Here is a 5,757-nt window from a genome sequence, read left to right on the forward strand (position 1 = left end):
CGGGCGCGTGTTTTTGGCTTGGCCTTGCCCGCGGGTGTGCAGCCCTATCGGATCGACTGGGTGAATACGGCCGTGATCGGCACTTTCCACGCGTTGGCGCTACTGGCGCTGCTGCCGATGTTCTTCAACTGGACCGCCGTAATTGTCGCGATTATCGCCGCCCGGCTGTTCGGCCTGATCGGCATCAATATCGGGTATCATCGGCTGCTCACCCATCGCGGCTTCAAATGTCCGAAATGGCTGGAGCATTGTTTCGTCGTGGTGGCAATCTGCTGCGCGGAAGATACCCCGGCGCGCTGGGTTGCAGTACACCGCCGTCATCACGAGAAATCCGACGAACAGCCGGATCCGCACAGCCCGCTCGCCGGTTTTTTCTGGGGCCATCTCGGCTGGCTGCTGGTCAAAAACCCAGATCTGTCGCGGCTCGGCATTTACGACCGCTACGCCAAGGATATCTTGCGCGATCCGCTTTACGTGACGCTGGAGCGCAATTTCTGGCAGCTCAAGATCATGCTGATCCAGTTCAACGTGTTTTTCTTCGCGGGATTTGCCGGAAAAATGCTGACGGGCGGTTCGTGGCCGGAGGCCGTGCAGTTCGCGCTCAGCATCGTGGTGTGGGCGGTGATCGTGCGCACCGTGTTCGTCTGGCATCAGACCTGGGCGGTGAATTCCCTCACCCACATGTGGGGCTACCGCAGCTACGATACCGACGAGGACAGCCGCAACAACTGGTTCGTCGGCATTCTCGCCCATGGCGAGGGATGGCATAACAACCACCACGCCGACCAGCGTTCGGCCCGTCACGGTCATCGCTGGTGGGAATTCGACACGACGTATCTGACCATCCGGCTGCTGGAAAAGCTCGGCCTGGCCTGGGATGTGGTGCAGCCACGGAATCTGGCCAAGCCGTAGAAGCATTTTTCCCGGATCCGCGATGCGACGCAACGGCGCCGCATCGCATACGGGGATAAGGAGCTAGAATCGCCCGCCCGTCCGCAACAGCCGGACCACCAGCAACAGGATCACGGCGCCGATCGCCGCAGCGATGATCTGCGACACCAGGCCGGTACCGAGATGGATGCCGAGCTTCGGAAACAGCCAGCTGGCGATCAGCGCGCCGACAATGCCGATCAGGATATCGCCGATCAGGCCGAAGCCCGCGCCGCGCACGATCTTGCCGGCAAGCCAGCCGGCGATGAGGCCGACAAACAGAATAACCAAAAGACTTTCGTTCGATAGATGCATGGTATTGTCCCCCTGTGTAGCGCAACCGAAGGGTTGCACCATCTGTAACGCACGGCCTCGATAGCGTACTACGCTTGCAAATTTTCGCAGGTCGGTAACGCACTTGTATAGTCCGCTATGCAACCTTTCGCCACAATCGGCGTTACAACCGCATGATGACAAAGCCCGATATCTGGTATGTGGCCTTTGGCCCCGACAAATCCGTCAAGTCAGACACCCGTGCCGCCGGGACCGTGCGCACGACCAAGACGTTCAAGTCCGAGATCGACGCCAAGCTGTTTGCGCAGCAGATCATTGCGAAGGGCTGGACGGCCACCGCCGGCACGCTCAATCCGCATCAGCCGAAAAAGACCATCCCCGCCTCGCAGATCGAGGACTGGGCTGACCCTCGCTTCAGCGCGTAAACGTCAGATCACTTCATAGGCGAAGAATAACGTGATCGCCGTCATCGCAATCAGACCGCCAAGGAAAAATTGGTCGGCGATAATTTCGCAGCGGGTGCTCAGGCTGTGGCGCTCCGGATGCCGCATCGAAATATAGGATGCGATCGCGCTGACCAGGAACAGTGTTGATACCACGGCGGCATATTCGTCGACCCGGCTCGGGCCGATCCGCGCTTCCAGGATCTTGACCAGCCCGATCAGCGTCACGCAGACGCCGATCATCGTGCCGGAGCTCGGCAGAATGTGCTTTGAAAGTGCACGCTGCTCGCGCGGTCTTGGAGCGTCGGCCATCCTGGTTCAGGCTTGCCCAGTGAGAAACGGATTGGTCATGCGCTCCTGACCGATGCTCGAGCCGGGCCCGTGGCCGCAGATGAAGCCGACGTCGTCGCCGAGCGGCAGCAATTTCGTCGTGATCGAGTGGATCAGTTGCTCGTGGCTGCAGCCGGGAAAGTCGGTACGGCCGACTGAGCCGGCAAATAGCACGTCGCCGACATGGGCGAACTTCATCGCCTTATTGTAGTACACCACGCTGCCTGGCGAATGGCCGGGGCAGTGCAGAATGTCGAAATCCAGCCCGCCGACGCTGACGCGGTCGCCCTCTTCGAGCCAGCGGTCCGGGGTGAAATTGCGCACCCCGGCCATGCCGTATTTCGCGCCGCTCTCCACCACCGCGTCGAGCAGGAACTTGTCGGCGATGTGCGGGCCGGTGATCGGCACCTTCAGCGCGTCGCGCAGTTCGGCGGCGCCGCCGACATGGTCGATATGGCCATGGGTGAGCCAGATCTGCTCAACATTGACGTTGGCCTTGGCGATGGCATCCTGGATCAGCGGCACGTCGCCGCCGGGGTCGATCACCACCGCCTGCCGGGTAGTCTCGTCCCATAGCAGCATGCAGTTCTGCTGGAACAGCGTCACCGGAATGATCGCCGCGCCGGCGGCGGCCTGGGTCTCGGATTCTTGTGTCATCGCGCCACAATGCTGATTTTTGGCAGGGTGCCAAGGGGGAAATGAGCTGCTCCGGCTTTGGCGGCGTTGCAAAATCGGCTAGTCTTGGTCGCCATGGAATCGAAAGCCGTTCATCTGGCGCTTGCGCCCCTCGACCGCCGCCAGTCCGAGACGGCGCTGGCGATTGCGCGCGGCACCGCGCGCTGGCTGCGCAGCCTGGGATTTTCCTGCCTCAGCGAGATGTCGTTGCCGTCCGGGCGGCGCGCCGATCTGGTGGCGCTGAACGCGCGCGGCGAAATCTGGATCGTCGAGATCAAGTCGTCGCTGGCCGACCTGCGCGCCGATGACAAGTGGCCGGACTACCGCGCCCATTGCGACCGGCTGTTCTTCGCCTTCACCCAGGATCTGTCGTGCGATCTGTTTCCCGGCGATACCGGCCTGATCGTCGCCGACGCCTATGGCGCGCATCTGCATTGTGACGCGCCGGAGCACCGGCTGCCGGCCGCGACGCGAAAAAGCCTGATGCTGCGCTTCGCCACCACCGCGGCGCATCGGCTCAATAGGTTGCACGACCCGCAGGGCCACGCGGAGTTTTTGAACGAGGTGTAGTGCGTCTCCCTCGCCCCGCAAGCGGGGCGAGGTGAAGAAAAATCAGCGCGGCGCGCGCTTGGCGAGGATGCGCTGCAGGGTGCGGCGGTGCATGTTGAGGCGGCGCGCGGTTTCCGAGACGTTGCGGCTGCACATTTCATAGATGCGCTGGATATGCTCCCAGCGCACGCGGTCGGCCGACATCGGGTTGTTCGGCAGTTCGGACTTGTCGCCGCCGCTGGCGAGCAACGCCGCGACCACATCGTCGGCATCCGCCGGTTTCGACAGATAGTCCACCGCGCCCATCTTCACCGCGGTGACGGCGGTGGCGATATTGCCATAGCCGGTCAGCACGATGGCGCGCGCGTCCGGGCGCTGCAGCTTCAGCGCGGAGACGACGTCGAGACCGTTGCCGTCGCCGAGCCGCAGATCGACCACGGCGAAAGCCGGCGCCGACTTGCCGATATGCGCCAGGCCGTCGGCGACGCTGTCGCAGGAGGTCACGGTGAAGCCACGCGTTTCCATCGCGCGCGACAGCCGCTCCAGAAACGGCTTGTCGTCCTCCACGATCAGGAGCGAGCGGTCGGTCTGGCCTGTCAGTTCGGCGATGGCATTCACGTGGCAAAATCCTCCATGGCGTACCCTGAGTATATGGCGCTATGGCCGGCCGCGCCAAGGGCGCCGGCCCCGCTTTGGCGTCATCGTGAAGTCGGGGAGAGGCTTCCCGCCGGTAAATCGGGTGGTTAATGGCGTCTGGAGTGCTACACAGCGGCGTGTTGTCGCACATGCAGCATGACCGAAACGGGTGAGAAGATCCGCAATGGACGCAACCACGACCCACGTCGATGAAAGTTCGATCCGCTACGCCGGCTGGCGCATCGTCGGCGTTTGTTTCGTGCTGGCTACGTTCGGCTGGGCGCTCGGCTTCTATGGCCAGAGCGTTTATCTCGCCGAATTGCAACGCGTGCACGGCTGGCCGGCCTCGACCATCGCCACCGCGACGACGTTCTTCTATTTGTTCGGCGCGTTGCTGGTCGCGTTTCTCAGCGAAGCCATGCGCGCGCTCGGGCCGCGCAATTGCCTGCTCGGGGGTGTGCTCGCGATGGCGACGGCCACCGCATTGCTCGGACAGATCACTGCGCCGTGGCAGCTCTACGCCGTAAATGCGCTGCTGGCGTTCGGCTGGGCCGGCACCAGTCTCGGCGCCGTCACCAACACGCTTGGCCTGTGGTTCGACAGAAAGCGCGGCATGGCGATCAGCCTGGCGCTGAACGGTGCCAGTTTTGGCGGCATCGTCGGCGTGCCGCTGCTGGTCGCGGCGATAGGGGGCTTCGGTTTCGCCGGCGCGACGCTCGCTGCCGCCGTGGCGATGGCCGTACTGCTGGTGCCGGTGATTCTGCTGTTCGTCGGCCGGCCGCCGCGCGATCCCGCGCGGCTCGCCGGCAGCTCGACATTGGCCAAGGACGCGCCGTCGTCGCGGCAGATCCGTGCGCACGCCTTTCGCGACGTGGCCTTCCTCACGCTGACGGTTTCGTTCGCGCTGACACTTTTCGCGCAGGTCGGCTTCATCGTCCACCTGATCTCGTTTCTAGATCCGGTGATCGGCCGCGAGCGCGCCGCGGTCGCGGTGTCGCTGCTGACGTTGATGGCCGTGGTCGGCCGCCTGCTGTTCTCGACGGTGATCGACCGGCTCAACCAGCGGCTGGCGGCGTCGATCTCGTTCCTCAGCCAGGCGTTGGCATTGGCGATCGTCATCAATGCGCGCAACGAGGCGCTGCTGTTCTTCGCCTGCGCGCTGTTCGGATTTTCGGTCGGCAACCTGATCACGCTGCCGGCGCTGATCGTGCAGCGCGAATTCGATGCGCGCTCGTTCGGTGTCCTGGTCAGCCTGATCACCGCGGTGACGCAGATCACCTACGCCTTCGGCCCCGGCATCATCGGCTTCTTGCGCGATATTTCCGGCAGCTACGCCGTGCCGTTCTACGGCTGCATGGGCTTGCAACTGATCGCCGCCGTGTTGATCCTGTCGCGCGGGCGAGCACGACGGGATCGAATTAGCGTCGGTTGATGCATCCGTCATGGCCGGGCTGAAGCGCGAAGCACGGCTTCGCTAGATGTCCCGCCCATCCACGATGTTCAGCGAGAGCGGGCCAGCCACGACGGAGTGTTTTACACTTACGCGACCCGTTGCTTTATCAGGTCGTCGAGATCCAGCCGTCGCGTGAATATCGCCAGCCCGCCTTTGCTTTCATGCGGCCAGGCTTCCTGCGGTCGGTCCCAGTAGAGCTCGACACCGTTCTGGTCGGGATCGCGCAAGTACAGCGCCTCGGACACGCCGTGGTCGCTGGCGCCGTCGAGCGCGATGCCGGCTTGCTGCACACGGTGCAGCGCATCGGCGAGCGCGGCACGGGTCGGATACAGGATAGCGGTGTGAAACAGCCCGGTGGTGCCGGGCGCCGGCGGCTGGCCGCCTTTGCTCTCCCAGGTGTTGAGCCCGATGTGGTGGTGATAGCCGCCGGCGGAAATGAACGCGGCC

At 63.7% G+C, this 5,757-nt stretch carries 9 protein-coding genes; 4 read left to right on the top strand and 5 right to left on the bottom strand.

The window, feature by feature from the left end; translation table 11 throughout:
* Window positions 1–912: fatty acid desaturase (locus JWR89_RS16310; RefSeq protein ID WP_299717941.1), on the top strand; the 912-nt coding region annotated here is incomplete at its 5' end.
* A 63-nt stretch (window positions 913–975) separates the two neighbouring features.
* Here the strand turns inward: JWR89_RS16310 and JWR89_RS16315 are convergent.
* Window positions 976–1,245, bottom strand: coding sequence for a GlsB/YeaQ/YmgE family stress response membrane protein (locus tag JWR89_RS16315; protein WP_299717943.1), 270 nt, complete (start codon window positions 1,243–1,245; stop codon window positions 976–978).
* A 155-nt stretch (window positions 1,246–1,400) separates the two neighbouring features.
* Here JWR89_RS16315 and JWR89_RS16320 point away from each other — a divergent pair, with 155 nt between their 5' ends.
* On the top strand, window positions 1,401–1,649 hold the full coding sequence (locus JWR89_RS16320) for a hypothetical protein (protein WP_299717945.1): 249 nt from the start codon (window positions 1,401–1,403) through the stop codon (window positions 1,647–1,649).
* 3 nt (window positions 1,650–1,652) lie between these two features.
* On the opposite strand, the gene JWR89_RS16325 is transcribed toward JWR89_RS16320, so the two are convergent.
* On the bottom strand, window positions 1,653–1,979 hold the full coding sequence (locus tag JWR89_RS16325; protein ID WP_299717947.1) for a hypothetical protein: 327 nt from the start codon (window positions 1,977–1,979) through the stop codon (window positions 1,653–1,655).
* A 6-nt stretch (window positions 1,980–1,985) separates the two neighbouring features.
* On the bottom strand, window positions 1,986–2,654 hold the full coding sequence (locus JWR89_RS16330; protein WP_299717949.1) for an MBL fold metallo-hydrolase: 669 nt from the start codon (window positions 2,652–2,654) through the stop codon (window positions 1,986–1,988).
* Window positions 2,655–2,747: 93 nt separating this feature from the next.
* On the opposite strand from JWR89_RS16330, the gene JWR89_RS16335 reads away from it, so the two are divergent.
* Window positions 2,748–3,242 carry an MmcB family DNA repair protein gene (locus JWR89_RS16335; protein WP_299717951.1) on the top strand — a complete coding sequence of 165 codons (495 nt, stop codon included), beginning with the start codon at window positions 2,748–2,750 and terminating at the stop codon, window positions 3,240–3,242.
* 42 nt (window positions 3,243–3,284) lie between these two features.
* Here JWR89_RS16335 and JWR89_RS16340 read toward each other — a convergent pair whose 3' ends face one another.
* Window positions 3,285–3,839 (bottom strand): ActR/PrrA/RegA family redox response regulator transcription factor, encoded by a 555-nt coding sequence (locus tag JWR89_RS16340; RefSeq protein ID WP_299717953.1) that lies wholly within the window; start codon window positions 3,837–3,839, stop codon window positions 3,285–3,287.
* Window positions 3,840–4,041: 202 nt separating this feature from the next.
* Here JWR89_RS16340 and JWR89_RS16345 point away from each other — a divergent pair, with 202 nt between their 5' ends.
* Entirely contained in the window at window positions 4,042–5,289 is a 1,248-nt protein-coding gene (locus tag JWR89_RS16345) for an MFS transporter (protein WP_299717955.1), read from the top strand.
* A 107-nt stretch (window positions 5,290–5,396) separates the two neighbouring features.
* On the opposite strand, the gene JWR89_RS16350 is transcribed toward JWR89_RS16345, so the two are convergent.
* Window positions 5,397–5,757, bottom strand: a 361-nt coding sequence (locus tag JWR89_RS16350) for a VOC family protein (protein WP_299717957.1), incomplete at its 5' end; no start/stop codon positions are given.

Source organism: Tardiphaga sp. (assembly GCF_028290785.1).
Lineage (GTDB): Bacteria > Pseudomonadota > Alphaproteobacteria > Rhizobiales > Xanthobacteraceae > Tardiphaga.